Here is a 25,240-nt window from a genome sequence, read left to right as displayed (position 1 = left end):
TCGCCTCAGATGTTCTGGTTGACGTATTTGAGCATCTCGTCGGTCGCCGAGATCATCTTCGAGTTCACCTCATAGGCGCGCTGGGTCTCGATCATGTCGACCAGCTCCTCGACGACGTTGACGTTCGAGCCTTCGAGCATGCCCTGGCGGATCGTGCCGCGGCCATCGACGCCGGCATTGCCGAGCGCGACCGTGCCGCTTGCCGGCGTCTCGATCAGATAGTTGTCGCCCACCGCCTGCAGGCCCGCCGGATTGGGGAAGCTGGCGATCTGGATCTGGCCGATCTGGGTGAGGTCGGTCTGGTTCGGCATCTGCGCCGAGACGGTGCCGTCGGTGCCGACGGTGACCGAGATCGCGCCCTCGGGAATGGTGACGCCCGGCATCACCTGATAGCCCTCGGAGGTGACCAGCTGGCCTTCCGCCGAGCGCGAGAAATTGCCCGCGCGGGTATAGCCCAGGCCGCCGCCGGGCAGCTGGATCTGGAAATAGCCATTGCCGTCGATCGCCATGTCGAGGCCGTTGCCGGTCGTCTGCAGCGATCCCTGGGTCTCCAGCCGCTGCGTGCCCTGCACGCGCACGCCGGTGCCGAGGTTGAGGCCGGTCGCGTACTTGGTCTCAGCCGTCGAGGCGGCGCCAGGCGCCGTGACCACCTGATAGGCGAGCGTCTGGAAGCTGGCGCGGTCCTTCTTGAACGCGGTCGTGTTCACGTTCGCGAGGTTGTTCGAGATGACCCGCATGCGCGTATCCTGGGCGTCGAGACCCGTGCGCGCGATGTGCAATGCTGCCGAACCCATCGGTCTTACTCCCTATCAGGACGGCATCCGCATCAGCGATGCGGTGCTCTCGTCCATGTTCTTCGCTTCCTTGAGCAGGTTGGCCTGCACTTCGTAGGCGCGCTGGTTCTCGATCATGTCGACCAGCGCCTGTGTCAGATTGACGTTCGACTGCTCGAGCGAACCCGAGGTCACCTTGGCGTCCATGTCCTCGGGCAGCACGCCGCCGCCCTTCACATGGAGGAGATTGTCCAGCCCCTTGACGGTCTGCGAACCGTCGGTGCTGACCAGCTTGATCTTGTCGACCACCTGCGGCTGCGTCGGATCGCCGCCACGCGGCACGATCGAGACGGTGCCGTCCTCGGAGATCGAAACCTTGTCGGCGGGCGGCACGGTGATGGGGCCCCCCGACCCCATCACCGGGAAACCGTCGCCGGTTTCCAGCACGCCCGAGGGCGCGATCTTCAGATCGCCGCGCCTCGTATAGGCTTCGCTGCCGTCGGTCGCCTGGACGGTCATCCAGGCATCGCCGTTCACGGCAACATCGAGCGGGTTGCCGGTCTGGACGATCGTGCCCTTGGTGCGGTCGATGTCGTTGACTTCTTCCGCCGCCAGCTGGCGCGAATCCATGCCCGTACCCTGGAGGACCAGCCGGTCGAAGCTGACGCGCTCGGCGCGGAAGCCGATGGTCGAGGCGTTCGCGATGTTGTTCGCGATCGTCGCCTGCGACTGCATCTGGCTCCTGAGCCCAGACATCGCGGTATAGACAAGCCGGTCCATGGGTTGCTCCTCCTCAGCCGATCAGATCAGCTGCGGATGTTGAAGATGGTCTGGGACATCTGGCTGGCGGTATCGAGCGCCTTGGCATTCGCCTGGAAGTTGCGCTGCGCCGCGATCAGATTGACCAGCTCCTCGGTGATGTCGACGTTCGAGCGCTCGATCGCGCCCGACATCAGCCCGCCGAACCCGTTGGTGCCCGGCTCGCCAAGGCGCGCATCGCCCGAGAAGCCGGTGGCGGCCCAGGTCGAGTTGCCGAGCTGGCGCAGGCCCGCATTGTTGGTGAAGCTGGCCAGCACGACCTTGCCCAGTGCCTGGGTGTCGCCGTTCGAGAAGCTCGCGGTCACGGTGCCGTCGTCGCCGATGGTCACGCCTTCGATCTGGCCGACGGGCGAACCGTCCTGCTTGGTCGAGTTGAGGCTGAACGGCGAACTGACCTGGGTGGTGCCCTGGGTCAGGTCGAGCTTGAGTACCTGCTCCGAAGTCGCGCCCGGCGCCAGGAAGCCCATGAAGGTCACGGGGGTGGTGGGCTCGGAGAGCTTGCCGGTGCTGTCGAACTTCAGCTCGAACTGCGAGATCGTGTTGGGATCATCGCCGGCGTTCAGCTGCTGGTCGCCGACGAACGAATAGACCTTCCAGCTGCTGGTCGCGTCGGTGTCGCTCGGCTTGGTCTCGCGGACGAAATAGTTGGTCAGCGTCAGCGCGTTGCCGTTCGCGTCATAGACCGTGGTCTGGACCGACTGGTTGTAGGTCGTCGGGTCGAAGCGGTCGAACTTGTATTCGGTGCTGTCGAACTTGACGTTGTCAGCCGGGAGCGCCGAGCCGGCGTTGAGGTTGAGGCCGAGCTTGACGTTCTCGGTGGCCTGCGGCGTGCCGCTGGTCTGCGGCAGGCGCAGGCTGACGGTCGAGGAAAGACCGGTCGCGACCACCGCGCCCGAGCCGTCCACCGGATAGACCTGCAGCTTGTTGCCCTGGGCGTCGACCACATAGCGGTCGGCATCGACCTGGAAGCTGCCGTTGCGGGTGTACGCAACGCCGTTGCCGCTCTTCTCGTCGCCCTTGACGATGAAGAAGCCGTCACCCGAGATCGCGACGTCGAGCGCCGAGGACGACTGGGTGAAGCCACCCTGGCCGAACTGCTGGCGCACTGCCTTCACGACCACGCCCGAACCGACCATCTGGGTCGGGTTCATGTTGGCGGTCGACGCGATGACGTCGGCGAACTGGGTGGTGCTCTTCTTGAAGCCGTTGGTCTGCACGTTCGCGAGATTGTGCGAGATCGTCGACATGTCGGTCTGCGCTGCCTGCAGGCCGGAGAGCGAAGTGAAGAAGGACATTTTCCGTTACTCCTTGGAAAAACTGGTTCAGCCGACCTGCCAGACGGCGTCGGTGGAAACGTTGCCGATGCCCGGAAGCGTCAAGAGCGGCTTGCCGTCGGATCCCATCGAGACGGCGGTGACGGGCGCCCAGACCAGCGGATAGGCCTTGACGTTGCCGGTGCCGTCGGTGGCGGTGACGCTGACGGTGAACGGGCCGTCGCCGGCATCTTCGCCGGCATCGGTCTTGCCGTCCCAGTCCCAGGCGACCGCGCCCTTGGTCTCCTTGCCCATCTCGATCGTCTTGACCGCGTTGCCGTTGGCATCCTTGATCGACACCGTGACGTTGGTCGCGTCCTTCTCCAGCGCGACGGCGCCGGCGAGGCCGCCGGTGGTGCGCGGATAGGCGGTCGAGCCCTGGACCAGCACGGTCTTGCCGACATAGCCGATCGCGTCGTTGAGCGTGGAGGTGCTCAGCTGGCTGGAGATCGACTTCAGCGTCGAGCTCATCTCGGTGATGCCGGAGAGCGACGAGAACTGCGCCATCTGGGCGACCATCTGGCTGTTATCGACCGGCTCGAACGGATCCTGGTTCTTCAGCTGGGCCGTCATCAGCGCCAGGAAGTCGGATACGTCCATGTCGGTCTTGCCGAGGTTGGAGGTGTCCTTGGTGTCGAGCGTGGTGCCGCTCGTGGTGCTCGTGGTGTTGTACCGCGAGATGCCCAGTCCGGCGAGGGTAGTATCGAAATCACTCATGATCAGCGGCCCAGCTTGAGGGTGTCGATGATCAGCGACTTGGCGGTCTGCATCACCTCGACGTTGTTCTGGTAGTTCCGGGCGGTCTCCATCATGTCGACCAGCTCCCGGGTCTCATCCACGGCGGCTTCCCAGACATTGCCGTCCTTGTCGGCCATCGGGTTGCCGGGATCGTAGCGCTTGGTCGGCTCGGAGCCCGCGGTGACCACCTGCTCGACATCGACGGTCGACATCCCGCTCGCCTGGTCGAAGGCGGTGCGGAACACCGGCTTGATCGTGCGATAGGCGGCTTCGGCACTCGACGAGACCGTGCCGACATTGGCCAGGTTCGAAGCCGTGGTGTTCATCCGCACCAGCTGCGCGCTCATCGCGCGGCCGGAGACCTGGAAGATCGAAAGCGGCTGGTCGCCCATTTCTTATTCTCCCTTCAGCGCGCGCGTGATCTGGCCGATGCGGCCGTTCAGGAACGACAGCGTCGTCTGATAGGCGACGGCGTTTTCGGCGAAGGCGGTCTGCTCGGTGGTCAGCTCGACGGTATTGCCGTCGGCCGAGGGCTGGAGCGGCACGCGGTAGAGCGTGTTGGCGTCGATCGCGGTATCGATCGAGCCGGTACCGCTGGTCGCGCTGTTGAGCGCGGCGCGGAAGTCCACGTCCTTGGCCTTGTAGCCCGGCGTCGATGCATTCGCGATGTTCGATGCCAGCATGCCCATGCGCTGCGAGCGCACGGCGAGCGCTGTGCCATGTACGCCGAAGAGGTTGTCATTGGGCATTGCACGTCTCCCGCACAAAAGTTCGGCGGGGTCCCTGCAACCGTCGTGCCAAATTGCCCGGAAGGGCGAAAAAACCGCTATTCCCCTCAGGAACGGCAAGGGGCGGCAAGGTTTTGCCGGTGTGTCGGCACGGGGTTGCCGGTCGGGGCGGGGCAGGTTGCCGGGCTCTGAGGCGCACGCAATTGGCCCGCCTCTTGCACCCATGCGGGCATGGATATGAATGTGCTTCCCGCGCTCGGGACTTTCCTCGATCCGCTCGCGCTCGCCATTGTCGGCGGGGGCGTGGTGGCGGGCACCGTGCTGCGCAACGCGTCGGGCGATCTTGCCCGCGGTGTTGTCGCGCTGGGCCAGTTGCCGCGTCGCCGCTTCGATGTCGAGCCGCTGGTCGCCCAGGTCTCGGCGCTCGGCCGGATCGCGCGGCGCCACGGCGTGATCGCGCTCGATCGCTCGAAGATCGAGGATCCGGACATCGCCGTCGCGGTCGCCGCGATCGTCGATGGCGCGAGTGCCAAGGACGTCGAGACCCTGCTCGAGCAGCGCCGCTGCGCCCGGTTCGAGCGGCATCGTGGCGGCTGGGAAGTCTGGTCGGGCGCTGCCGAGCTTGCGCCGGCGATGGGCATGGTCGGCACGCTGATCGGCCTGGTCGGCATGTTCGCCGCGATGAAGGACCCCCAGGCGATCGGCGGCGCGATGGCCGTGGCGCTGCTCGCGACGCTCTATGGCGCGCTGCTCGCGAATCTTGCACTGCTGCCCGTCGCAACGCGGCTCAAGCGCCGTGCCCGGCATGAGGCGCAGGAGCGGCTCCGCCTCCAGCCGGCACTGGCCACGCTTGCCGGGATCGAGCCGGGCAGCGGTACGCTCAAGGAGATCGCGGCGTGACCGTGTTCGACGACGAGGAGCCCACGCGCGCGCCCTGGCTGGTCACCCTGGCCGATCTGTCGCTGCTGCTCGTCGGCTTCTTCGTCTTCCTCCAGGCCAGCCAGGTCGATCCGATGAAGCTCGCCGCGGGCATCCGTTCGGGCTTCGGCGCGAGTGAAAGCGTGGCAGTGCCGGCGCCGATGCCGGTCGATATCGCCACTGCAACCGGCTTCGCACCGGGCTCGGCCGTGCCGGTCGATACGGCCTCAGCGCTCGAATGGGCACGCAGTGCTGCGCGCGATCCGCGTACCCGCCTGCGCATCACCGGCGAAGTCGATGGGTCGGCGCAGGACGTCGATCCGGCCACCGGCAGCGGGCCGATCCTGGCTGCCGATCGTGCCCGTGCGGTCGCCGCGCTGCTCATCCGCGAGCATGCGATCGATCCGTCGCGCATCGTGATTTCCACCGGGCGCGGCCAGCGCCGCGCCGTCCTCGCCCTCGGCTTTGAAGGGGGGCGGCAATGATTTGCCGTCCGGCAATTGCCGCCCCTTGCCGCTCTTTCCACAAGGAGAAGAAGATGCTCCTCGCCATTGCCATGATCGCCGCCGCGCCCGCCGGCGCGCAGGATTTCCAGTCGACTGCGGTGCTCGATACCGTCGTCGCGCAGTTTACCGGCAAGTCGGTCGGCGAGCAGGGTGGGGCGATCGCGCCGATCGATGCGCGCCTGAAGCTCACCCGCTGCGCCGCGCCGCAGCTCGAATGGCGCAGCGAGGGTCATGACGCGGTCGTGGTCCGCTGCATGGCGCCGGCCTGGAAGATCTTCGTTCCGGTCGCGGCCGTGCCCCGGCCCAAGGCTGCCCTGCCCGCGCCGATGCCCGCCAATATCGTCGTCCGCCCGCCGGTGGCGGTGAAGGCCGAGCCGGTGATCAAGCGCGGCGATGCCGTCACGGTCGAGGCGGGGTCGGAGGGCTTCTCGATCTCGCGCCAGGGCGTCGCGGTGAACGACGCGCCCGCCGGCGGCCGGATCAGTGTGAAGGTCGACGACAAGCAGCCGCCGATCCAGGCGATCGCGATCGAGCCCGGCCGCGCGCGCCTGCCGGGCTATGCCGAGGGTGGCTGAAATTTTTCGGTAAAGTTTCGCGTGCGGCGGCCGTTTGAAGGGCTGCAGGCATAGCGAGGATTGCAGGCAATGGTGGAATCAATCGGCACGAAGGCAGGCGCGGTTACCGACCGTCGCACTGTGCCCGTTGAACCCGCTGCCCGGGTCGCTTCGGTGCGTCCGGTGGCAAGCGACACGCCGGCGGTGCAGAGCGCCGCGGCGGATATAGCGAGCAGCGAGGCGGCCCAGCCGCCGGTCGATGCCGAGCGCGTCGCCCGGATCCGCAAGGCGATCCAGGAGAAGCGCTTCCCGCTCTATCCGGCCGAGATCGCCGACCGCCTGCTCGCGTACAAGCTCGAATGGAAGCCGAACCAATGACCCGGCGCGACGCGCTCATCCAGGTGATCGAATGCCTCCATGCCGAGATTGCGGCGCTGAAGGCGAGCGATGTCGCCGGATTGGAAAAGGCCACCCAGGCCAAGCTTGCCGCGATCGACACGGTGGCACTCTATGACGGCGAGGCTCCGGGCCCCGAGATCCGCGAGCTGGCGGCGGAAGCGCACAAGCTCAACGAGACCTGCCGCATCTATGTGAACCTGATGGCGGCAAATGTTCGCCGCCGCCTGCAAATCCTTTCCGGTCAGCAGGCGCCTTCCTACAAGGCCGGCGGCTACGCCCTCGCCTGAGCGGGCGTCCCTAACCCGCATTAACCAGAACTGGCACGGTACTTGCTCCGATAGCCCCGAATAAGGGCAATCCGGATCAGGACCAGATGAGCGTCACTTCGGTCAATACCAGGGCAAGCGTCCAGACGGCGATCGCCGCGGCGAGCCGCAAGACCGGCATCGACTTCAACTATCTGCTCGGCCAGGCACAGGTCGAGAGCGGGTTGAAGGCGGACGCGCGCGCCGGCACCTCCTCGGCGACCGGCCTCTACCAGTTCATCGAGCAGAGCTGGCTCGGCGTGGTCAAGCAGCACGGCGCCGAGCACGGCCTGTCCTGGGCCGCCGACAGCATCAAGCAGACCAGCACCGGGCGCTATGTGGTGAGTGATCCCGCCGCCCGCAGCGCGATCCTCAACCTGCGCAGCGATCCGCAGACCGCCTCGCTGATGGCCGCCGAGCATGCCGCCGACAACAAGGCGTCGCTCGAGGACAGCCTTGGCCGCCCGGCCACCGGCACCGACCTTTATATGGCGCACTTTCTGGGCCTGGGCGGCGCCGACAAGTTCCTGAGCGCGATGGCGGAGAGCCCGGGCCGCACCGGCGCCAGCATGTTCCCCGCCGCCGCACGCGCCAATCGCAGCGTGTTCTACGCTTCGAACGGCCAGCCGCGCACGCTTTCGGAGATCTACAGCCGCTTCGCCGGCAAGCTCGACCAGGGCGCTGCCGCAGGCGGTGCCAGCGGCCTCGCCTCGGACGGCCTGGATGGCAGTTTCAGCGCCGCCGCCCGCGCCTGGAGCGATGGCGACAATGAAGTCGTGCTCGGCAACGGCGCGGTCGATAGCGACCGGCACTGGGTGCAGAACACACTCGCCCAGCTCAATGTCTCGCAGGGCGCCAATGCCAGCGATCCGCTCGGCCGCCGCATCGATCCGCTGCGCCCGACGCCGGAAAACGCCCGCCTCGCCTATCTCATGCTCGCGAACCTGGGAGCGTAACCCCTAGTGTCTGCCATGTCGCTTCCCGCGGGCGCAGTGCCCGCCGCCAAGAGCTTCGCGCTGCCCGGCGCGATCCTGTTGCTCGTCGCGCTGATGGTGGTGCCGATCCCGGCCTTCCTGCTCGACGCCTTCTTCATCCTCAACATCATGATCAGCCTCGCGGTGCTGATGGTGGCGCTGAACGCGCAGAAGCCGCTCGACTTCTCCGCCTTCCCCACCGTGCTGCTGTTCGCCACGCTGTTCCGCCTCGGTCTCAACGTTGCCTCGACCCGCGTCGTGCTGGTCCATGGCCATGAGGGCGAAAGCGCCGCCGGCCATGTGATCGAGGCGTTCGGCACCTTCATGATCGGCGGCGACTATGTCGTCGGTCTGGTCGTGTTCGCCGTCATCGTCATCATCAACATGATCGTGGTGACCAAGGGCGCCGGCCGCGTCTCCGAAGTGTCGGCCCGCTTCACCCTCGATGCCCTGCCCGGCAAGCAGATGGCGATCGACGCCGATCTCAATGCCGGCCTGATCACTCCCGACGATGCCCGCGCCAAGCGCCTCGAAGTCTCGACCGAAGCCGATTTCTACGGCGCGATGGACGGTTCGTCCAAGTTCGTGAAGGGCGATGCGATCGCCGGCCTGCTGATCCTCGCGATCAACGTGGTCGGCGGCCTGATCCTCGGCGTCGCCAGCCACCAGATGGCGGTGGGCGAGGCAGCCTCGACCTATGTCCTGCTCGCCATCGGTGACGCGCTGGTCGCCCAGGTTCCGGCGCTGCTGCTCTCGATCGCGGCCGCCGCCATCGTCACCCGCGTCAAGTCGAGCGACGATCTCGCTGGCCAGATCGGCAGCCAGTTCGCCAGCCACAAGACCTGGACCCCGGTCGCGGTCATCCTCGGCCTGCTCGGCGTCTTCCCGGGCATGCCGCATTTCCTGATGCTGCCGGCCGCCGCGGGCGCGGGCTTCGCCGCCTGGCACCTCCGCAAGGTTTCGCTCCGTCCGAAGATTGTCGCCGCGCCCCCGGCCGAGCCGACCGACCTGTCGAAGATCGGCTGGGACGAAGTCACCGACAACATGCAGGTGATGCTCGACATCGGCTACGGCCTGGTGCCGCTGGTCGACGAGCGTCGCGGCGGCCCGCTGATGGGCCGGATCACCGGGGTGCGCCGCCAGCTCTCCAAGGAGCTCGGCTTCGTCGTCCCGCAGGTGCGCGTGCGCGACGACATCAACCTCGCGCCCTTCACCTATCGCATCGTCATCGGCGGCGTCGTCATGGCCGAGGACAATGTCTCGCCCGACGAGGTGCTGGCGATCGACACCGGCCAGGCCGCCGGCCGCCTCCAGGGCAAGCAGGTCAAGGACCCGACCTTCGGGCTCGACGCGATGTGGATCGCCCAAGGCGATTCGGATGCTGCGATCGGCCTTGGCTATCTCGTCGTCGATCCGGGCACGGTGATCGCCACGCACCTCAACCAGTGCCTGATCCAGAACGCGTCCGATCTGCTCGGCGCCGATGAGGTCCAGTCGCTGCTCGAAGGGCTCAAGGAGCGCTCGCCCCAGCTGGTCGCGGCGCTCACCCCGGCGCCGGTGCCGCTCACCACGCTCACCCAGATCCTGCGCGGCCTGCTCGCCGAGAGCATCCCGCTCAAGGAATTCCGTCGCATCGCCGCCGCCATCGCCGTCGCCGCCCAGCGCACGCTCGATGCCGAGGAGCTGATCGAGCTGATCCGTCCCGAGCTCGGCCCGCTGATCATCCAGCGCCTGTGCGGCGTGCGCGAGCCGCTGCGGGTGATGACACTCGAAGGCCAGCTCGAAGCGCTGCTCGGCCAGGCGGTTCGTTCCGATCCGTCGCGCCGCCACACGATCGAGCCCGATCTCGGCCGCCGCATCGCCGATGCGCTCCAGCGCGCCGCCCAGCCGCTAATCGCCGAGGCCAAGCCCTTCGCGCTTGTCGTCCAGCCTTCGATCCGCATCGCGATCCGCAAGCTCGTCCGCAACGTCCTGCCCGACACGCCGGTGATGAGCTTCTTCGAAGTGCCCGAGGACAAGGCCGTCGAAGTCATCGCCGTGATCGGTGCGCCGGAGGCGCTGCCCGCATGAATGCTTTCACCCCAGGGAAACTTGACGCCATGGCATCACTGGCTCTCTCGCCCCTAGTCTATACGCCGACCACGCCGCATCGCGATCCGGAGGCGCTGGTGCGCAAGCACCTGCCGCTGGTCCGCCGCATCGCCTGGCACATCCATGGTTCGATGAGCTCGCTGGTCGAGGTCGAGGACCTGATCCAGGTCGGGCTGGTCGCGCTGATCGAGGCGGCGGGGAGCTTCGAGGATCGCGGGCAGGTGACCTTCGAGCAATATCTCGCCACCCGGCTGCGCGGCGCGATGATCGACGAGCTGCGCCGCCAGGCGACGACCACGCGCGGGGCGATGCGCCGGCGCAAGGCCTATCAGGAGGCGGTATCGGTGCTGACCCAGGAGCTGGGCCATGCGCCCGATGACGACCAGGTCGCGGCCAGGCTCGGCGTCACGACCGAGAAGCTGCGCACCGACTATGCCAATGCCGAGGCGGTGCGCTTCGATTCGATCGACGACACCTATTCGGACGAGAGCCCCTGGTTCATGTCCGACGAGCCCAATGCCTTCGACCAGCTCGCCGAAAGCGACCAGCGCCAGGCACTGATCGCTGCGATCACCGAACTCCCCGAGCGCGAGCAGCAGGTGATCCAGCTCTATTATGTCGAGGAACTGAACCTCGAGGAGATCGGCCAGGTGCTCGGCGTCGGCGCCGCGCGCATCTGCCAGATCAAGGCCTCGGCGCATGCGAAGCTGAAAAAGGGCCTCGCGCGAAGGCTGACATAATCCGTTATCCCGGCTTTCGCCGGGATAACTGTGCTGCGGCGCCAAATCGTAACTTTCGAAACTTTCCGCCCGCGCCCCGCTTGCGCGGCCCCGGCGCATGCCGCACACATCCGCCCCGAACAATTCGGGGGATTTCACGTGACCAAGCATCTGTTCCTGGCCGGCGCGCTGGCGTTCGCAATGACGGCCTCGCCGGCGCTCGCGCAGGACAAATGGACCGTCCGCCCCGAATGGGTCCGCGCGCATGAGAGCTTCCTTGCCAGCGATGCGTTGCAGGGCCGCGGCAGCGCCACCCGCGATGAGGCGATCGCCGCCGCTTATGTCGCCTCGCAGTTCGAAGGCTATGGGCTCAAGCCGGCGCCGGGCATGCCCGGTTATCTGCAGCCCGCGAAGATCATCCGCTATGCGGCCGGCGGCCCGGCGACGCTGACGATCGGCGGCAAGCCGGCGGCAGCGCCTACCGTGCTGGTCGGCTCGGTCGATCCGGTCTCGGGCACTTCGGCGGTGTTCGACGGCGAGGATCCCGCCAAGGTCCCGCATGTCGACGTGCTGTTCGTCACCGGCGGCAAGGGCTCGCCGATGGCGCTGGTTCGCGCCGCCACTGCCGCGGGCGTCAAGCTGGTCATCGTCCGCGAGAGCGAGATGACCCAGAACATGGTCAAGGGCCTGGGCGGCAAGCCGCGCCTGCCCGCCGGGCTCGAGGGCAAGGCGCCGCCGAGCTACGCCGCGCTCGCGACTTTGCCCTCGGCCGATTTCGACAAGGCGATCGCCCAGGCCGGCGCGCCCGTCAGCTTCGTGCTGCCGGTGGTGAAGGAAGAAGCTATCACCACCAATGCGATCGGCTGGCTGCCGGGCAGCGATCCCAAGGCGGGCGTGATCCTGGTCAGCGCGCATCTCGATCACCTCGGCGTGCGGCCCGACGGCACGATCATGCACGGCGCCAATGACGATGCCTCGGGAACCACTGCGGTGCTCGAGCTCGCCCGCGCCATGGCCGCGGCAAAGCAGACCAAGCGCGGTCTGCTGTTCGTCGCCTATGGCAGCGAGGAGATCGGCGGCTATGGCTCCAGCTATTTCGGCGATCACCCGCCGGTGCCACTCGACCAGATCGTCGCCAATATCGAGATCGAGATGATCGGCGCGCAGGATCCCAAGCTTCCCGCCGGCACGATGATGATGACCGGCTTCGAGCGCTCGACCCTGGGCGAGACGCTCAAGGCGCATGGCGCGCTGGTCACTTCCGATCCCTATCCGGACCAGCATTTCTTCGAGCGTTCGGACAATTATTCGCTCGCGGTGCGCGGGGTGGTGGCGCACACCATCTCGGGCTGGGCGGTCACGCCCAACTATCACACCGCGCAGGACACGCTGGAGAATCTCGACATCGCGTTCATGACCCGCGCGATCCAGTCGCTGGTTGCGCCGCTCCAGTCGCTGGCCAACAGCGCCGCCAAGCCTGAATGGAAGCCGGGCGGCCGGCCGGAGAAGAAGTAAGCCCGGGCGTTCATCGGCTTTACGGTTCCCCAGCGCCCTATCGTCGGCGCTGGAACCTCTCGAACGACATTGCAACTGGGCCCCGGCCTTCGCCGGGAACCGGCCGATCCATCTCGACATTCCGGTCCGCGTGGAGCGCACGGGAACATGCGCAAAGAAAAACCCCGGTGGTACGCGACCACCGGGGTTCCCCATGCGCCCCCTTGGTATGGCAAGGGGTGACCGGCCGCGGCGCCTGTCAGGGGGGTGACACCCCGACCGGCACGCGCTTATCGGAGAAGCGAAAGAACCGTCTGCTGGCTCTGGTTCGCCTGGGCGAGCATCGCCGTCGAAGCCTGCGAGAGGATCTGTGCCTTGGCGAGCGCCGCGGTTTCGGTCGAGAAGTCGGTGTCCTCGATCCGGCTGCGGGCGTCGCTAAGGTTCGCCACGTTCGACTGCAGGTTGTTCACCACCGACTCGAGCTGGCTCTGGCCGGCGCCGAGGCTGGCGCGGGCGGTGTTCACGGTCTTCAGAGCGTCGTCGATCGTGGTCTGCGCGTCTTCCGCACCGTCCGCGTCCGAGATGTCGACCGCGACGGCGTCGTCGAGGTCGATGTCGCTGAAGTCCAGGGTCACCTTGTCGGCGGCGTTGGCGCCGGCCTGGATGGTGACCGAGCCCGAATCACCCGCAGTGCCGTCGAACAGGGCGACGCCGTTGAAGGTGGTGTTGCTCAGGATGTTGGTGATCTGCGTGGTGAGCGCGGTCACTTCGGTCTGCAGGTTGCTGCGGTCGTCGTCCGAATAGGTGCCCGAAGCCGACTGGACGGCCAGCTCGCGGATACGCTGCAGCATGTTGGTGACTTCGCTCAGAGCGCCTTCTGCGGTCTGCGCCATCGAGATGCCGTCATTGGCGTTGCGGATGCCCTGGTTCATGCCGCGGATCGACGCGGTCATGGTGTTGGCGATCGCCAGGCCGGCGGCGTCGTCCTTCGCGCTGTTGATGCGCTTGCCGGTCGACAGGCGCTCCATGGCAGTGCTCAGCGCCTTGTTGGCGCCGCTCGAAGCATTGGCGGCGCGCAGCGCCGCGGTGTTGGTCGCGATAACAGTCATGTTCGTTACTCCATGCTCGTCGGCTTCCCGCGTACCCCCCTGAACGGGAGCTCGGAGCCGCCAAGGCAAGGAACGGCCGGCTTTCGCCCGGCTTAAGCTAAAAATTTCGGCTCTACGTGCGCACGCGTAGACGCGCCCGGACCAAAGCGGTCTCGAAATGGGCAATTTTACGCGTCGTTAACCAGATTAGTCTCAAAAGGGGATGTGTCTCAGGGGGTAACAATGCGATCCATCCTTCCGTCGGCCGCCGTGCTTCGCCAGAAATATGCGCTCGTCTCGTCGCTGCGGGCCCAGGGCTTTGCGATCGGCGCGGGCGAGGACGGCCGCGCGAGCGCGCATGACCTGTTCCTGGTGGCGGAAGGCGAAGTGCCCCCGGCCGCCGCGCGCACGCTGATCCTCGGCGACGAAGGCCGCCAGGCGATCGCGTTCGGCGACGGCAACCCCGCCCGCCTTTCCTATACCTCGGACGACGCCGCGGTCGGTGCCGGCTTCGCGACCGCGCTGCTGCGCGGCCCGCACGAGCCCGTCGCCGCCGACCCCGAGAGCCTGGCGCTGCTCGCGCTGGCCGAGCGCGTCGCCGCATCCGACATCACCGTGCTGATCAACGGCCCGACGGGCACCGGCAAGGAAGTGCTGGCCCGCGCGATCCACCACAACTCCGCCCGCAAGGACGGGCCGTTCGTGGCGATCAACTGCGCGGCGCTGCCCGAGACTATGCTCGAGGCGATGCTGTTCGGCCACCAGAAGGGCGCGTTCACCGGTGCCTCCTCGGGCGGCCAGGGCTTCTTCCGCGCCGCGCATGGCGGCACCCTGCTGCTCGACGAGATCGCCGAGATGCCGCTCAACCTTCAGGCCAAGCTGCTCCGCGTGCTGCAGGAGCGCGAAGTCGTGCCGATCGGCGGGACCATGCCGGAGAAGGTCGACGTCCGCGTCATCGCCTGCGCCAACCGCGATCTGCAGGGCGAAGTCACCGCCGGCCGCTTCCGCGCCGACTTGTACTATCGCCTCTCGGTCTTCCCGCTCGCCACCCGCGCGCTCGCCGATCGCCCCGGCGACATCGCCGCGCTGTCGGCCGCGATGGTCGTGCGCCACGCCGGCGGCCGCGGCGCGATGCCGTGGATCTCGAACGCCGCGCTCGACGCGCTTCTTGGCCATGACTGGCCCGGCAATGTCCGCGAGCTCGAGAATGTCATCCAGCGCGCGCTGCTGCTCTGCGGCGGCCGCACCATCGATCCCGAGCACCTGATCTTCGACCGCCCCGTGGCGCGCCATATCGAGGTCGAGACTGCGGGCACGCTGTCGAACATCGTCCAGATCCACGAATTCGCGGCGATCCGCGACGTGCTCGCCGAATGCGGCGGCAGCCGGATCGAGACGGCGAAGCGGCTCGGCATCTCCGAGCGCACCCTGCGCTACCGCCTCGCCAAGGCGCGCGAGCAGGGCGAGAGCATCGACTTCGGTAAGGCGAGGGCTTCGGCATGAGCGGCGTTGACGGTATCGGCGGCGGCGCGATGAGCGTCGATCGGGTCATGGCGCTCCGAGCCCAGATCCTCGAGCGCAACGCCGCGCTCGCCAAGGCCAACGAGACGCCCGCCGGCACGATCACCGGCGCCTCGGGCACCAAGTCGACCAGCTTCACCTCGTCGATGGAAGAGGCGTTCAAGCAGGTCAACCAGTCCCAGGCCCAGGCCGGTGCACTGTCCGAGGCCTATGAACGCGGCGAGACCGTGGACATCGCCAAGGTGATGCTCGCCCGCCAGCAAGCCTCGGTCGGCTTCGAGGCGACCCTGCAGGTCCGCAACAAACTCCTGTCCGCTTACAAGGACATCATGAGCATGCCGGTGTAATCCATGAGCAACGCCCTCACCTCCACCGATGCGCCCCTCCTGCCTGCCTCCGCGGGCCGTTTCGGCGCGCCGCTCGCCCAGATGCGCGGCATCCTCGCCCAGCCCGCCGTGAAGCGCGCGATGCCGCTGATCTTCCTGATCGGCCTGGTCGCCGCCGGCTTCCTCGCCTGGTCGCTGGTCTCGACCCCGCCGCAGCGGATCCTGTTCGCCAACGTGACCGATGCCGACAAGGCGGCGATCACCACCGCACTCGACGGCGCCAGCATCAAGTCGAGCATCGACAGCTCGGGCTCGATCACCGTCGCCGAGGATGATTTCCACAAGGCCCGGATGCTGCTCGCCAGCCAGAACCTGCCCAAGGCAGCGCCCGGCGGCTACCAGATCCTCGACCAGCTCCCGATGGGCGTTTCCCGCGCCGTCGAGGGCGAGCGCCTGCGCCAGGCCCGCGAGACCGAGCTCGCCCGCTCGATCGAGGAGATCGATTCGGTCGCCGAGGCCCGCGTCCACCTCGCCACCCCCGAGGCCAGCGTCTTCGTGCGCGACAAGGCGCAGCCCACCGCTTCGGTGATCCTCAAGCTCCAACCCGGCCGCGCGCTCGGCGACGCGCAGACCCGCGCGATCGTCAACCTCGTCGCCTCGTCGGTCCCCGGCATGGCGCCGGAGGGTGTCACCATCGTCGACCAGATGGGTGCCCTGCTCTCGAAGAAGGGCGGCGACGCCAATTCGGCCAGCGACGCCCGCATCGACTATCAGCGCCGCATCGAGGACAAGTATCGCGAGCAGCTCGTCCAGCTGCTGACCCCGCTGGTCGGCGCAGGCAACTTCACCGCCGAAGTCCAGGCCGATGTCGACCTGGACGAGAACCAGGCGACCCGCGAAAGCTATGACAAGGAAGGCGCCGTCCTCGCCGCCGAGCAGGGCGCCTGGACCGGCTCCAAGGATGGCCAGGCTCCCGGCGGCATTCCCGGCGCGCTCTCCAACACGCCGCCGCCCGCCAGCACGATCACCGCGCCCAACGCCCAGCCGACGCCCGGCGCCGCTGCCGCGCCCGGTGCCACCACTGCCACCGGCGCCAGCCAGGCGACGCCGCAGAAGCAGAGCGACAGCTTCACCCGCACCTATGAGACCGGCAAGCAGGTCTCGGTCACCCGCCAGGCCCCGGGCGGCATCAAGCGCCTCTCGGTCGCGGTGCTGCTGCGCGAGGAATCGGGCAAGCCGCGCTCGCAGGTCGAGATCCAGCAGGTCACCCAGCTGGTCCAGGCCGCGGTCGGCTATAATCAGGGCCGCGCCGATCAGGTCACCGTGATCAGCCGCAAGTTCACCACCACTGCCGATGCCGCCGACAAGGGGCCGGCCTGGTATGACGCGCCCTGGGTTCCGCTCGCCGCGCGCAACGCCACTGCGCTGGTAATCGCGCTGCTCGTCCTCTTCCTCGGCGTCCGCCCGCTCACCAAGGCGTTGCTCAAGAAGCGCGAGGAGCCTGCCGGCGCCGGCAACCGTCCGGCGCTGTCGATGAGCGGTCCGTCCGGCGAGGAAGCCGGCCCGGGCGCCCCGCCGGTCTCGATCGACATGCTCGAGAGCGCCGGCAACAGCTATGACGAGCGCGTCGGCCTGGTCCGCGGCTTCACGCGCGATAATCCGGCCCGCGCCGCTCTGGCGGTGCGCGACATGATCAAGGCAGACGCGCAATGAACGCCATCCGCAGCTTCAACGGCGTCGAGCGCGCCGCGGTCCTGATGATGCTGGTCGGTGAGGAGGAGGCTGCCGCCATCCTCCAGAAGCTGGACCCGGAAGAGGTGCGTTCGCTCGGCAAGGCGATGTTCAACGTCGCCGATGTCAGCGAAGCCGAGGTCGAGATCGTCCTCGACGATTTCGTGTTCAAGGCACGCGAGCGCACCGGCGTCACCTTCGATCCGGCACCCCGGATCGAGAGCATCATGAACAAGGCGCTCGGCCCCGAGCGTGCCTCGGGCGTGCTCGCCCGCGTCATGCCCGCCAGCCAGGCCGCCTCGATCGAATGGCTCGACTGGTTCGAGCCCGAGGAGATCGCCGGGATGATCGAGAACGAGCATCCGCAGATCGCCGCGGTGCTGCTCGCCAATCTCGATCCCGATATCGCCGCCAAGGTTTTCGAGCATCTGCCCGAAGCCGCGCAGCCGCAGATCCTGCGCCGCATCGCGAAGCTCGGCCCGATCCCGCCCGAGGCGATCGAGACCCTCAAGACGATGCTCCAGGGCCGTGCCGGCATGGGCGGCCGCAAGTCGAGCGGCGGACTCCAGCTCGGCGGCACGCGCGAAGCGGCCAAGATCCTGTCCGGCGCCCGCAAGATCACCGAGCAGCGCGTCATGCCCAAGCTCGCCAAGATCGACCGCGAGGTCGCCCGTGCGATCGAGGAGGCGATGTTCGTCTTCGACAACCTGCTCGAGCTGGACGACAAGAACCTGTCGACGCTCATCCGCAACATCGACACCACGATCCTGGTCAAGTCGCTCAAGGGCGTTGAGGAAGAGGTGCGCGAACGCTTCCTGGGCTGCATGTCGAGCCGTGCCGCCGATGGCATCCGCGACGAGATGGAATCGCTTGGGCCCATGAAGATGGCCGATGTCCTCGATGCGCAGAAGGCGATGATCGCCATCGCGCGCGGCCTGGTGAAGGACGGCACGCTGCAGATGCCGTCAAAGGGCGGGGACGACGACTATGTCTGAGTTCGCACCGGGCTTTTCCGGGCGGATCCGCGCCGCCGAACATGTCCTGGCCCGCGCCTTTGGCGACGGGGTCGGCTTCGCGCCGTCGGAGGTCGACCGGATCGGCCGCCGTGTGTTCGAGGAAGCGCCGGCCCAGCCGCGCCACTTCGCGCCTGCCAATCCCCAGGCCAATCCCACCGAAGGCTGGGATCCCTTCGCCGCCGACACGCAGCACCATGTCGAGCCGGGCCCGTTCATCGATCCGATCGCCGCCGCGCATGATGCCGGTTTCGCGGAAGGCCATGCCGCCGCACTGGTAGAGGCCGATGCCGTCCGCGCGCGCGAGACGGCCTTGCTCGATCAGGTCTCGGCCGCGCTCGCCAGCGGTGCCCATTTCGATCGCGATCGCATGGCCGGCCAGCTCCGCCAGACCGTGCTCCACCTGGTCACCAGGCTGGTCGGCGAAGTCGGCGTCGCGCCCGATGTCCTCGCCACCCGGATCAACGCCGCGGTCGACCTGCTCGCCGACAGCGCCGAATCCGCGCTGCTTCGCCTGAATCCCGACGATGTCGCCTTCGTCCAGGGCAAGCTGCCCGCCAGCGTCTTCCCGGTCGGCGATCCGCATGTCCAGCGCGGCGGCTTCGTCATCGAAAGCGCCTCGACCATCGTCGAGGACGGCCCCGATCTGTGGCTCGAACAGCTCGCCCAGGCGATCGACCGCGTGCCGATTCCGCCCGCATGCTGAACCTGTTCGCCGAAGACTATCTGCAGGGGTTGGGCGGCAGCGATTTCGCCCCGCGCCCGCGCATCTCCGGACGCCTGTCCTCCTATGACGGGCTGCTGATGGAGGCGGTCGGCCTCCAGCTTCCCGTCGGCACGGTCTGCGCGATCGGCGATGGCGACAGTCGGGTCGAAGCCGAGGTGATCGGCTTCCGCGCCGGCAAGACCTTGCTGATGAACCTTGGTGGCCCCGCCGCCCTGCTCCCCAACGCCCCGGTCCGCCCGATCGGCGCGCCGGGCGAAGCGGAAGTCGGTGCGGCGATGCTCGGCCGTGTCGTCGATGGCTCGGGCAAGCCGATCGACGGGCTCGGCCCGATCCGCGGCGCGGGTAGCTGGCCGCTCGCCGGCAAGCTCCAGTCGCCCCTGGACCGTGGCCGCGTGCTCCAGCCGCTCGATGTCGGCGTGCGCGCGATCAACGGGCTGCTCACCATCGGCCAGGGCCAGCGTGTCGGCATCATGGCCGGCTCGGGCGTGGGCAAGTCGGTGCTGCTCGGCATGATGGTCCGCGCCGCCCAGGCCGACGTGATCGTCATCGGCCTGATCGGCGAGCGTAGCCGTGAAGTCGCCGATTTCCTCGAGACCAAGGTCGCCGGCGCCGCCCGTGCGCGCTCGGTGGTCGTCGCGGTGCCCGCCAATCATTCGCCGGTGCTCCGCATTCGCGGTGCCTTGCGCGCCACTGCCATTGCCGAGGCGTTCCGCGCCGAGGGCAAGAAGGTGCTGCTCATCATGGATTCGCTCACCCGCGTCGCCCATGCCGGCCGCGAGATCGGCCTGGCGCTGGGCGAGCCGGCATCCGCGCGCGGCTATCCGCCCTCGGCCATCGCGATGCTGCCCAGCCTGATCGAGCGCGCCGGCACCGACGTCCATACCGGCGGATCGATCACTGCGATCTACACGGTGCTGGCGGATGGTGATGACGGCAATGATCCGGTGGTCGATTCGGCCCGCTCGATCCTCGACGGCCATATCGTGCTCAGCCGCGCGCTTGCCGAACGCGGCGTCTATCCCGCGATCGATCTCGGCCCCTCGGTCAGCCGCGTGATGACCGATATCGTGCCCAGGGATCATGTCGCCGCCGCCCGCGTGCTGCGCCGCCATCTCGCGACCTATGAAGAGAATCGCGACCTCGTCCTGATGGGTGCCTATCGCGCCGGCGCCGATCCCGAGATCGACGCGGCGATCGCCTGCCACCCGGCGGTGATGGAATATATCCGCCAGGCATCCGACGAGATCGTCTCGCTGCCCGATGCCGTGACCGAGCTGGTCGGCGTCTTCGGTCATGGCTAGGTCGGTCAAGAAGCTCGACCGGTTGCTCCGCGTCCGCACGCTCCAGCTCGATCTGGTGCGCGCCGACGAGGTTCGTGCGCTCGCCAAGGTCGATCAGGAAGCGAAGCTTCGCGAGCGCATCGCCAATCTCGCGGCGAACGTCGCGCCCGCGCCCAGCGCTTCCGAATCGGCGTCGAGCCTCGCCGCCGCCGCGCATTTCCGCGACCGCCTCCACCAGTCCGCCTTTGCCGCCGACAAGCGGGTCGAAGTCGCCGAGCAGAGCCTGGAAATGGCCCGTGCCGCCACGCGTGAGGCGCGACGCGACCAGAACGCCATCGAGAAGCTGATTACCCGTGCCGAAGCCGATGCCGCGCTCAAGGCATTGCGCGAGCTCGAGCAGCTTCCGCCCATGGGCAAAAATCGGCACGATATTTGCTGAGTACTCCGTGAACCAGTTTCACGGGGACCAGAAGTTGATCCAGCTCGCCACCGCGCTTCCCACTGTAACCGTAGGGCCCGTCAAGCCGAATGCCGCGATTTCCGCGGATGTGAGCGGCTTTGCGCTGGCCCTGGGAGCGTTGATGCCCAAGATCGCCGCGCCTGTCGCCGCTCCCCAGGGCAAGCCGGGCGAAGCGGCGGTCCTGGTGCCGGGCCGGCAGGATGTTGCCGAGGGCGGCAAGGAATTGCCGGATGCCGTGCTGGGCCTGGAGGGGCGCAGCGAGGAGCAGGCTGGCGCCGAGGCCGATGGCGGCGACAAGGATGCGAGTGCCGAGGACGCGCCACCCCCGCCTTTCGCCTGGTTCGCCACCGCAGCCACGCCGGCAGTCGAACCCGAGGCGCAGGCCGAGGTCGCGTCGGCGGTCACCGTCGAGGGAGGCGGCAAGCGCCATGCCCGGGCCGAGGTTGCGCTGCCGGAAATGCCGGCCGTCGATGCGCCGACAAAGGCGACCAGTGCCGAGGCGGCCGCCCCGCAGGTCGCCGCGCCGGCGGTGCCGCAAGCGAAGCCGGTGGCCGAAGCGGGTCCCGCCGTGCCTGCGCCGCGCCAGCCCGTAGCCGACGCTGTCGTCGCTTCAGGGCCCTCGCCTGCTACGGGTCCCGCCGTGCAAGCTGCGCGCGCCGTGCCGGTCGATCCCGCCGTCGAAGCTGCCATGGCCACTGCCGTGACGACCACGTTTGCGGACGCGGCCGCCGATGCCGGGCCGGTATCCCAGGCTCCGCTGCCCCAGGCCCCGCGCGAGCTGCGCCAGGCCGCGGCAGAGGCGCCGGTAGTGCGGATCACGCTCGACAAGCCGGCGGTGCCGCAGAAGCTGTCGATCGCCGATGTCACACCGGCTGAGGCGCAAGGCGCTGCTATCGCGTCGCCGTCGGTCGCGGATCAGATCTTCGCCGCCTTCGATCGCCCGCGCACGCAGGGCAGTGCGACCGCCGCAGGCGATCCGCAATCCGCGCTTTCCACGCTCGCCGCGCCGACGACCGGTACCCAGACCACTTCCGCCGTTGCAGCCGCCGGTCAGGCACAGGATGCGCCGCTCGACACGCAGCATCAGGAATGGACCGCGAAGATGCTCGATCGGATCGAGGCGCTGCGCGATGCCGCGCCCGTCCGCGAGACCAAGATCAGCCTGATGCCCGAAGGGCTCGGCAAGGTCGATATCGCGATCCGCCAGGACGATGCCGGGCTGCATGTCCAGTTCAGCACCGATACCCAGTCGGCGCGCCAGCTGATCGCCGACGCCCAGCCCAAGCTTGCCGAGATCGCGCAGGAGCGCGGCATCCGTATCGGCTCGACCAGCGTCGATACCAATGCGGCCGGCTCCAATGGCGGCGGCACCGGTACGAACACCGCCAGCTCGCAGATGAATCAGGGCCAGCGCCAGGATGCGCAGCCCCAGCGCAACCAGCCTTCGGCGCCGCTGCCCGGTCAGTGGCGCGAGGCTTCCTCTTCCACCAGTCAGGATGAACGGGTCGCCTGAGGCCCGCGGAGATAGATGATGGCCGATATCAAGGATGCGGGCGCCACCGAGGCGCCGAAGAAGAAAAAGAAGAACCTGCTGCTGCTCGTCGGCCTGCCGGTCGTGCTGCTCGGCGGCGGCGGTGGCGCGGCCTTCTACGGCATGCAGGCGGGCTGGTTCAGCGCTGCGGCGCATGCCGAGGAGAAGGATGAGCCGCATCTCGTGCCCAAGAGCGACGAGAAGCGCGCCTCGATGAAGGAAGGCGGCGAGGGCGGCCATGGCGGTGAAGAGGGCGGCGAGGCCCCTGGCCATGGCGGCAAGCCGACGCCCAAGGGCGAAGGCGGCGATAAGTACGCGTCGAGCTATTATCCGATGGAGAAGGAGTTCACCTCCAACCTCCAGGACAGCGTCCATTTCGTCCAGGTCGGCATCGCGGTGTCGACGCCCTATGACGAGCGCGTCCTCGAGAACATCAAGACGCATGAGATCGCGATTCGCTCGGCGGTGCTGATGGCGCTGGGCGAGACGACCGAGGACGAGGTGTTCACGGCCGAGGGCAAGCGCCACATCCAGGACCGGCTGGCCAAGGCAATCAACGGCGTTTTGAAGGAAAAGGAAGGTTTTGGCGGGGTTAGTAACGTCTACTTTACCAATTTCATCGTTCAGTGAACGGGCATGGTTAACAGCCCTTCACCAGACGGCTCGGCCGATCGGCGGGAACGCCCCCGGACCAGCGCGGAACACGCGCCGGTGCTGGGGACGGCCAACCTGAATCCGTTCGGCGACCTGGTCACGCTGCAGCATCTCAGCGCGCGCCTGGCCAAGTCCCTGAAGGGCAGTTTCGAAGGGCTGCTGCGCAAGGACCTGCGTGCCTGGGCAGAGCCGCTCTCCGTCCAGCGCTTTGCCGACTATAAGGCCGAGCGGGGCGGAATGCTTTCCGCCTGGCAGCCGATGGTGATGGGCAATGCCCGTGCCCGCGCCCAGTTCGTGCTCGAGGCCGGGCTGGTCTTCGAGATGCTCGATGCATTCTTCGGCGGCGACGGTGAAGCACCCAATCCGCTGCCGAATGAGTTCACGCCCGCGGCTGAAGCCCTGGTTGCCCGGCTCGCCCAGTCCAGCGCGCTGCTGCTCGACAAGGCCTGGGAGCCGCTGTCGCGCATCGCCTTCCGGGCCGAGGGCGCATCCAATCTCGCCGCCGCGCCCGATCTCGGCGCCGACGACCCGGTGGTGGTCACGCGCTTCGGCCTCGCGGCCGGCGAGGACCGCCCGCATTTCTTCGACATTCTCTATCCCGTTGCCGCTTTGAAGCCGCATGGCGCCGCGCTGATGGTCAAGGTCCACGGCAACAAGGACGAGGTGGAGCCCGAATGGCGTTCCGGCCTCACCCGCGCGGTGATGGCGGTGACGCTGCCCGTGCGCTCGGTCCTTGCCGAACCGATCATGCCGCTCGGCCGCCTGCTCGAGCTCAAGGAAGGCGACGTCATCCCGATCGATTTCGGCCCCGAGGTTCCGGTGATGGTGGCGAAGCGCCGCCTCGGCACCGGCCTTGTCGGCACCGCCAACGGCCGCGCCGCGGTCCGCCTCACTTCGCTCGAACCGCTCAACGCAGAGGACTTCCAATGAACGACATGACGGCCTCCCTTCAGGTCGATACTGCCGTCGCCGCCAATTTCCGGCTGCTGCAGGATGTCGACGTCAAGCTCACCGTCGAGATCGGTTCGACCCGGCTGACCCTGCGCGAGCTGCTCGCGCTCGGCGAAAGCAGCGTGATCGAGCTCGATCGCGAAGCCAATGAGCTGCTCGACGTGTTCGTCAACGGTACGTTGATCGGCCGCGGCGAAGTGGTCACGGTCGGCGAGAAGTTCGGCGTGCGGATGACCGAGCTGGTCAGCCCGGACAAGCGCGCGGCGCGTTGATCCCATGACCTGGTACATCATCAAGCTGATCGTGCTGCTGCCGCTCGTCTGCGGTCTGCTGGTCGGTTGCCTCTATGCCTGGCGCAAGCTCGAATCGCGCCTGCCCAAGAACCAGACGACCCGGATGGTGCAGCTCAAGGAGACGATGATGCTCTCCCCGGGCCTGCGCCTTGCCGTCATCGAGTTCGAAGGCCAGAAGCTGCTCGTCTCGGTGAGCCGCAGCGGCGTCACCCTGGTGGACAAGCAGCAATGACCCGCGCGATCGTCCATGCCCCCCGCACGATGGGCGGGCGCGCCGCGCTGTTCATCGGCATCCTCGCCTTCCTGGTGCTGTTCGCCTTCCCGGCCTTCGCGCAGGGCGCGGCGCCGGCTGTGCCGACGCCGGTGGCGACTCCGGGCGTGGGCGATGCGGTCGATCGCGCGCTGGGCGATCTGGGTGGCGGCAATGCCCCGCTCAGCCTGTCGCTGCAGGTCCTCATCATCATGGGCCTGCTCACGGTGCTGCCGGGCATCCTGCTGATGATGACCAGCTTCACCCGGATCATCATCGTGCTGGCGCTCCTGCGTCAGGCTCTGGGTCTCCAGCAGACTCCGCCCAACCAGGTGCTGATCGGCCTGGCGATGTTCCTCAGCTTCTTCGTGATGGCGCCGACGCTCAACACGATGAACACGACTGCCATCCAGCCCTATTCCGCCGGCAAGATCGGCGCGACCGAGATGATCTCCAAGTCGGGCGAGGCGCTGCATGGCTTCATGATCAAGCAGACCCGCACCAAGGACGTCACCCTGTTCGCCGGGCTCGCCAAGAGCGGTCCCTATGCCAAGCCGCAGGACGTGCCCTTCTCGGTGCTGCTGCCGGCCTTCGTCACCTCGGAGCTCAAGACTGCCTTCCAGATCGGTTTCCTGATCTTCCTGCCCTTCATCGTCATCGATCTCGTCGTCGCCACCGTGCTGATGGCGCTCGGCATGATGATGATGTCGCCGACGATCATCTCGCTGCCCTTCAAGCTGCTGCTCTTCGTCCTGGTCGACGGCTGGGCGCTGACGATGGGCTCGCTCGCCTCCAGCTTCGTGAGTTAGCACGATGGACGCCGATTACTTCCTCACCATCGGGCGCGAGGCGATGTGGGTGCTGGCGCTCGCCGCCACCCCGATCCTGGTGCCCGCGCTGCTCGCCGGCCTCGTCCTCGGCATGGTCCAGGCCGCAACGTCGATCCAGGAGCAGACGCTCACCTTCGTGCCCAAGCTGATCGTGGTCGGCGTCAGCCTGATCATCTTCGGCTCGATGATCCTCGGGCTGCTCGGCGATTTCACCGTCAGCATCTTCGAGCGCATTCCGGATCTGGTGAAGTAAC

The 25,240-nt window shown here is 67.7% G+C and carries 30 protein-coding genes; 23 read left to right on the top strand and 7 right to left on the bottom strand.

Annotated features, from left to right (window positions below; genetic code table 11):
- Positions 1 to 5: 5 nt before the first annotated feature.
- The 6 genes from flgG to flgB are packed head-to-tail and all read right to left on the bottom strand — an operon-like array spanning position 6 to position 4,392.
- Complete coding sequence (gene flgG / locus AC1RJ5_RS13750; protein WP_184163091.1) at positions 6 to 794, bottom strand: flagellar basal-body rod protein FlgG; 789 nt, start codon at positions 792 to 794, stop codon at positions 6 to 8.
- Between the two features lie 15 nt (positions 795 to 809).
- On the bottom strand, positions 810 to 1,553 hold the full coding sequence (gene flgF / locus AC1RJ5_RS13745; protein ID WP_184163088.1) for a flagellar basal-body rod protein FlgF: 744 nt from the start codon (positions 1,551 to 1,553) through the stop codon (positions 810 to 812).
- 26 nt (positions 1,554 to 1,579) lie between these two features.
- Entirely contained in the window at positions 1,580 to 2,887 is a 1,308-nt protein-coding gene (locus tag AC1RJ5_RS13740; protein WP_269573398.1) for a flagellar hook protein FlgE, read from the bottom strand.
- Between the two features lie 27 nt (positions 2,888 to 2,914).
- Entirely contained in the window at positions 2,915 to 3,622 is a 708-nt protein-coding gene (locus AC1RJ5_RS13735; RefSeq protein ID WP_269573399.1) for a flagellar hook assembly protein FlgD, read from the bottom strand.
- A 2-nt stretch (positions 3,623 to 3,624) separates the two neighbouring features.
- Positions 3,625 to 4,035, bottom strand: a complete 411-nt coding sequence (gene flgC, locus AC1RJ5_RS13730) for a flagellar basal body rod protein FlgC (RefSeq protein WP_269573400.1) — start codon at positions 4,033 to 4,035, stop codon at positions 3,625 to 3,627.
- A gap of 3 nt (positions 4,036 to 4,038) precedes the next feature.
- A complete protein-coding gene (gene flgB, locus AC1RJ5_RS13725) occupies positions 4,039 to 4,392 on the bottom strand; it encodes a flagellar basal body rod protein FlgB (RefSeq protein ID WP_269573401.1) in 354 nt (117 codons plus the stop codon).
- A gap of 216 nt (positions 4,393 to 4,608) precedes the next feature.
- Here flgB and AC1RJ5_RS13720 point away from each other — a divergent pair, with 216 nt between their 5' ends.
- From AC1RJ5_RS13720 to AC1RJ5_RS13680, 9 genes are all read left to right on the top strand, one after another.
- Complete coding sequence (locus AC1RJ5_RS13720) at positions 4,609 to 5,271, top strand: motility protein A (RefSeq protein ID WP_269573402.1); 663 nt, start codon at positions 4,609 to 4,611, stop codon at positions 5,269 to 5,271.
- On the top strand, positions 5,268 to 5,774 hold the full coding sequence (locus AC1RJ5_RS13715) for a flagellar motor protein MotB (RefSeq protein WP_342250274.1): 507 nt from the start codon (positions 5,268 to 5,270) through the stop codon (positions 5,772 to 5,774). The genes AC1RJ5_RS13720 and AC1RJ5_RS13715 overlap by 4 nt, the downstream gene beginning before the upstream one ends.
- A gap of 53 nt (positions 5,775 to 5,827) precedes the next feature.
- Positions 5,828 to 6,370, top strand: a complete 543-nt coding sequence (locus AC1RJ5_RS13710) for a flagella basal body P-ring formation protein FlgA (protein WP_342250273.1) — start codon at positions 5,828 to 5,830, stop codon at positions 6,368 to 6,370.
- A gap of 69 nt (positions 6,371 to 6,439) precedes the next feature.
- Positions 6,440 to 6,727: a flagellar biosynthesis anti-sigma factor FlgM gene (gene flgM, locus AC1RJ5_RS13705; protein WP_342250272.1), complete on the top strand. Its 288-nt coding sequence runs from the start codon at positions 6,440 to 6,442 to the stop codon at positions 6,725 to 6,727.
- Positions 6,724 to 7,035, top strand: coding sequence for a flagellar protein FlgN (locus AC1RJ5_RS13700; RefSeq protein ID WP_269573406.1), 312 nt, complete (start codon positions 6,724 to 6,726; stop codon positions 7,033 to 7,035). The genes flgM and AC1RJ5_RS13700 overlap by 4 nt, the downstream gene beginning before the upstream one ends.
- 86 nt (positions 7,036 to 7,121) lie before the next feature.
- Entirely contained in the window at positions 7,122 to 8,009 is an 888-nt protein-coding gene (locus tag AC1RJ5_RS13695; protein WP_269573407.1) for a lytic transglycosylase domain-containing protein, read from the top strand.
- Between the two features lie 15 nt (positions 8,010 to 8,024).
- Positions 8,025 to 10,097, top strand: coding sequence for a flagellar biosynthesis protein FlhA (gene flhA, locus AC1RJ5_RS13690; protein ID WP_269573408.1), 2,073 nt, complete (start codon positions 8,025 to 8,027; stop codon positions 10,095 to 10,097).
- 29 nt (positions 10,098 to 10,126) lie between these two features.
- A complete protein-coding gene (locus AC1RJ5_RS13685; protein WP_269573409.1) occupies positions 10,127 to 10,858 on the top strand; it encodes a sigma-70 family RNA polymerase sigma factor in 732 nt (243 codons plus the stop codon).
- A 138-nt stretch (positions 10,859 to 10,996) separates the two neighbouring features.
- Positions 10,997 to 12,352 carry a M28 family metallopeptidase gene (locus AC1RJ5_RS13680; RefSeq protein WP_493113813.1) on the top strand — a complete coding sequence of 452 codons (1,356 nt, stop codon included), beginning with the start codon at positions 10,997 to 10,999 and terminating at the stop codon, positions 12,350 to 12,352.
- A gap of 269 nt (positions 12,353 to 12,621) precedes the next feature.
- On the opposite strand, the gene AC1RJ5_RS13675 is transcribed toward AC1RJ5_RS13680, so the two are convergent.
- Positions 12,622 to 13,440 (bottom strand): flagellin N-terminal helical domain-containing protein, encoded by an 819-nt coding sequence (locus AC1RJ5_RS13675; protein WP_269573411.1) that lies wholly within the window; start codon positions 13,438 to 13,440, stop codon positions 12,622 to 12,624.
- 222 nt (positions 13,441 to 13,662) lie between these two features.
- Between AC1RJ5_RS13675 and AC1RJ5_RS13670 the strand changes: the two genes are divergently transcribed.
- From AC1RJ5_RS13670 to fliQ, 14 genes are all read left to right on the top strand, one after another.
- The gene (locus AC1RJ5_RS13670; RefSeq protein WP_493113810.1) at positions 13,663 to 14,922 is read left to right on the top strand and encodes a sigma-54 interaction domain-containing protein; all 1,260 of its coding nucleotides are present in this window, start codon (positions 13,663 to 13,665) and stop codon (positions 14,920 to 14,922) included.
- Positions 14,919 to 15,287 (top strand): flagellar hook-basal body complex protein FliE, encoded by a 369-nt coding sequence (gene fliE / locus AC1RJ5_RS13665; protein ID WP_184163048.1) that lies wholly within the window; start codon positions 14,919 to 14,921, stop codon positions 15,285 to 15,287. The genes AC1RJ5_RS13670 and fliE overlap by 4 nt, the downstream gene beginning before the upstream one ends.
- Positions 15,288 to 15,290: 3 nt before the next feature.
- Positions 15,291 to 16,979, top strand: a complete 1,689-nt coding sequence (gene fliF / locus AC1RJ5_RS13660; protein WP_342250270.1) for a flagellar basal-body MS-ring/collar protein FliF — start codon at positions 15,291 to 15,293, stop codon at positions 16,977 to 16,979.
- The gene (fliG, locus tag AC1RJ5_RS13655) at positions 16,976 to 17,992 is read left to right on the top strand and encodes a flagellar motor switch protein FliG (protein ID WP_184163042.1); all 1,017 of its coding nucleotides are present in this window, start codon (positions 16,976 to 16,978) and stop codon (positions 17,990 to 17,992) included. Before fliF ends, fliG begins: the two co-directional genes overlap by 4 nt.
- Positions 17,985 to 18,716, top strand: a complete 732-nt coding sequence (locus AC1RJ5_RS13650; RefSeq protein WP_269573414.1) for a FliH/SctL family protein — start codon at positions 17,985 to 17,987, stop codon at positions 18,714 to 18,716. Before fliG ends, AC1RJ5_RS13650 begins: the two co-directional genes overlap by 8 nt.
- Positions 18,710 to 20,038, top strand: a complete 1,329-nt coding sequence (locus tag AC1RJ5_RS13645) for a FliI/YscN family ATPase (RefSeq protein ID WP_269573415.1) — start codon at positions 18,710 to 18,712, stop codon at positions 20,036 to 20,038. The genes AC1RJ5_RS13650 and AC1RJ5_RS13645 overlap by 7 nt, the downstream gene beginning before the upstream one ends.
- Positions 20,031 to 20,456, top strand: coding sequence for a hypothetical protein (locus AC1RJ5_RS13640; protein WP_269573416.1), 426 nt, complete (start codon positions 20,031 to 20,033; stop codon positions 20,454 to 20,456). Before AC1RJ5_RS13645 ends, AC1RJ5_RS13640 begins: the two co-directional genes overlap by 8 nt.
- A gap of 7 nt (positions 20,457 to 20,463) precedes the next feature.
- On the top strand, positions 20,464 to 21,990 hold the full coding sequence (locus AC1RJ5_RS13635) for a flagellar hook-length control protein FliK (protein ID WP_493113806.1): 1,527 nt from the start codon (positions 20,464 to 20,466) through the stop codon (positions 21,988 to 21,990).
- A gap of 18 nt (positions 21,991 to 22,008) precedes the next feature.
- Positions 22,009 to 22,638, top strand: coding sequence for a flagellar basal body-associated FliL family protein (locus AC1RJ5_RS13630; protein ID WP_269573418.1), 630 nt, complete (start codon positions 22,009 to 22,011; stop codon positions 22,636 to 22,638).
- A gap of 81 nt (positions 22,639 to 22,719) precedes the next feature.
- Positions 22,720 to 23,592 (top strand): flagellar motor switch protein FliM, encoded by an 873-nt coding sequence (locus AC1RJ5_RS13625; protein WP_269573419.1) that lies wholly within the window; start codon positions 22,720 to 22,722, stop codon positions 23,590 to 23,592.
- Positions 23,589 to 23,885 carry a flagellar motor switch protein FliN gene (gene fliN, locus AC1RJ5_RS13620; RefSeq protein WP_184163020.1) on the top strand — a complete coding sequence of 99 codons (297 nt, stop codon included), beginning with the start codon at positions 23,589 to 23,591 and terminating at the stop codon, positions 23,883 to 23,885. The genes AC1RJ5_RS13625 and fliN overlap by 4 nt, the downstream gene beginning before the upstream one ends.
- Positions 23,886 to 23,889: 4 nt before the next feature.
- Entirely contained in the window at positions 23,890 to 24,138 is a 249-nt protein-coding gene (locus tag AC1RJ5_RS13615; protein ID WP_184163017.1) for a flagellar biosynthetic protein FliO, read from the top strand.
- Complete coding sequence (gene fliP / locus AC1RJ5_RS13610; protein ID WP_446745987.1) at positions 24,135 to 24,965, top strand: flagellar type III secretion system pore protein FliP; 831 nt, start codon at positions 24,135 to 24,137, stop codon at positions 24,963 to 24,965. The genes AC1RJ5_RS13615 and fliP overlap by 4 nt, the downstream gene beginning before the upstream one ends.
- 4 nt (positions 24,966 to 24,969) lie before the next feature.
- A complete protein-coding gene (gene fliQ / locus AC1RJ5_RS13605; protein ID WP_493113802.1) occupies positions 24,970 to 25,239 on the top strand; it encodes a flagellar biosynthesis protein FliQ in 270 nt (89 codons plus the stop codon).
- The last annotated feature ends 1 nt before the right edge of the window (position 25,240 follow it).

Source organism: Sphingomonas sp. GW822-FHT03G08, from assembly GCF_058801135.1.
This window is presented reverse-complemented; position numbering and strand designations above follow the sequence as displayed.

Coding starts and splice junctions, on each gene's coding strand:
- AC1RJ5_RS13645 (WP_269573415.1), top strand. CDS start 18,710: ATGCTGAACCTGTTCGCCGAAGACTATCTGCAGGGGTTGGGCGGCAGC.
- AC1RJ5_RS13675 (WP_269573411.1), bottom strand. CDS start 13,440: ATGACTGTTATCGCGACCAACACCGCGGCGCTGCGCGCCGCCAATGCT.
- fliE (WP_184163048.1), top strand. CDS start 14,919: ATGAGCGGCGTTGACGGTATCGGCGGCGGCGCGATGAGCGTCGATCGG.
- AC1RJ5_RS13640 (WP_269573416.1), top strand. CDS start 20,031: ATGGCTAGGTCGGTCAAGAAGCTCGACCGGTTGCTCCGCGTCCGCACG.
- fliG (WP_184163042.1), top strand. CDS start 16,976: ATGAACGCCATCCGCAGCTTCAACGGCGTCGAGCGCGCCGCGGTCCTG.
- flgC (WP_269573400.1), bottom strand. CDS start 4,035: ATGGGCGACCAGCCGCTTTCGATCTTCCAGGTCTCCGGCCGCGCGATG.
- fliF (WP_342250270.1), top strand. CDS start 15,291: ATGAGCAACGCCCTCACCTCCACCGATGCGCCCCTCCTGCCTGCCTCC.
- AC1RJ5_RS13700 (WP_269573406.1), top strand. CDS start 6,724: ATGACCCGGCGCGACGCGCTCATCCAGGTGATCGAATGCCTCCATGCC.
- AC1RJ5_RS13710 (WP_342250273.1), top strand. CDS start 5,828: ATGCTCCTCGCCATTGCCATGATCGCCGCCGCGCCCGCCGGCGCGCAG.
- AC1RJ5_RS13630 (WP_269573418.1), top strand. CDS start 22,009: ATGGCCGATATCAAGGATGCGGGCGCCACCGAGGCGCCGAAGAAGAAA.
- fliP (WP_446745987.1), top strand. CDS start 24,135: ATGACCCGCGCGATCGTCCATGCCCCCCGCACGATGGGCGGGCGCGCC.
- AC1RJ5_RS13740 (WP_269573398.1), bottom strand. CDS start 2,887: ATGTCCTTCTTCACTTCGCTCTCCGGCCTGCAGGCAGCGCAGACCGAC.
- flgB (WP_269573401.1), bottom strand. CDS start 4,392: ATGCCCAATGACAACCTCTTCGGCGTACATGGCACAGCGCTCGCCGTG.
- fliN (WP_184163020.1), top strand. CDS start 23,589: ATGAACGACATGACGGCCTCCCTTCAGGTCGATACTGCCGTCGCCGCC.
- AC1RJ5_RS13720 (WP_269573402.1), top strand. CDS start 4,609: ATGAATGTGCTTCCCGCGCTCGGGACTTTCCTCGATCCGCTCGCGCTC.
- AC1RJ5_RS13615 (WP_184163017.1), top strand. CDS start 23,890: ATGACCTGGTACATCATCAAGCTGATCGTGCTGCTGCCGCTCGTCTGC.
- AC1RJ5_RS13735 (WP_269573399.1), bottom strand. CDS start 3,622: ATGAGTGATTTCGATACTACCCTCGCCGGACTGGGCATCTCGCGGTAC.
- flgF (WP_184163088.1), bottom strand. CDS start 1,553: ATGGACCGGCTTGTCTATACCGCGATGTCTGGGCTCAGGAGCCAGATG.
- flgG (WP_184163091.1), bottom strand. CDS start 794: ATGGGTTCGGCAGCATTGCACATCGCGCGCACGGGTCTCGACGCCCAG.
- AC1RJ5_RS13650 (WP_269573414.1), top strand. CDS start 17,985: ATGTCTGAGTTCGCACCGGGCTTTTCCGGGCGGATCCGCGCCGCCGAA.
- AC1RJ5_RS13685 (WP_269573409.1), top strand. CDS start 10,127: ATGGCATCACTGGCTCTCTCGCCCCTAGTCTATACGCCGACCACGCCG.
- flgM (WP_342250272.1), top strand. CDS start 6,440: ATGGTGGAATCAATCGGCACGAAGGCAGGCGCGGTTACCGACCGTCGC.
- AC1RJ5_RS13695 (WP_269573407.1), top strand. CDS start 7,122: ATGAGCGTCACTTCGGTCAATACCAGGGCAAGCGTCCAGACGGCGATC.
- flhA (WP_269573408.1), top strand. CDS start 8,025: ATGTCGCTTCCCGCGGGCGCAGTGCCCGCCGCCAAGAGCTTCGCGCTG.
- AC1RJ5_RS13670 (WP_493113810.1), top strand. CDS start 13,663: ATGCGATCCATCCTTCCGTCGGCCGCCGTGCTTCGCCAGAAATATGCG.
- fliQ (WP_493113802.1), top strand. CDS start 24,970: ATGGACGCCGATTACTTCCTCACCATCGGGCGCGAGGCGATGTGGGTG.